General features: G+C 61.5%; 1 protein-coding gene. It reads right to left on the bottom strand.

All coding sequences use genetic code 11. The features are described from left to right. Window positions 1-823 (bottom strand): zinc-binding dehydrogenase (locus AC1DUP_RS36760; protein WP_477837379.1); only part of this gene is annotated, 823 nt, incomplete at both ends.

Genomic DNA, 823 nt, shown 5'->3' with positions numbered 1-823 from the left:
TAGCGCTGCACCGGTGTCTGGGCCATCTTGAAAGTCAGGCCGCGGTTGATCGCCGAGCCCATCGGGATCTTGTCAAGCAAGCCGCCATAGACGCCGACGATGGAGACCGTGCCGAAGTTGCGGCAGCAATAGATCGCCTGACGGAGGACATGGGGCCTATCCGTGCCCATGAAGGTGGCCACCTTGATGCGRTCRAGGCGGGAATCCCAGCTTGCCGAGGCATCGGCCTCGGTTCCGACCGCATCGATGCAGGCGTCGGCGCCGCGTCCCTGCGTCAGCTCCATGATCCTGTCGTAGATATCTTCATCGTGGAAATCGAGGGTGATGGCGCCGGAGGCCTGCGCAAGCGCCATCCGCTCCGGCACGGTATCGACGGCGATGACGCGTTCGGCGCCGAGGATGAAAGCAGATTTGATCGCCATCTGACCRACCGGGCCGCAGCCCCAGACGGCAATCGTATCGCCCGGCTGGATGTTGCAGAAATCCGCTGCCATATAGCCCGTGGGGAAAATGTCTGACAGGAAGAGAACCTGCTCGTCCGTCAGCCCGTCCGGAACCTTGATCGGGCCGACATCGGCATAGGGTACGCGCAGATATTCCGCCTGTCCTCCGCTATAGCCGCCAAGCAGATGCGTRTAGCCGAACAGGCCGGCCGGGGAATTCCCCCACATCTTCGTGACCTTGGCGGGATCGGGATTGGAGCGTTCGCAGCCCGAAAAGAAGCCTCGTTTGCAGAAGAAGCATTCGCCGCAGGAAATGGTGAAGGGAACGACGACGCGGTCGCCGATCTTGAGATTGCTATTGTCCTTGCCGAGTGCGACGA

The sequence above is a fragment of the Rhizobium sp. 01L419 genome (assembly GCF_056400025.1).
Note: the sequence above shows the minus strand (reverse complement) of the source record. Positions and strands in the feature narration are given on the sequence as shown.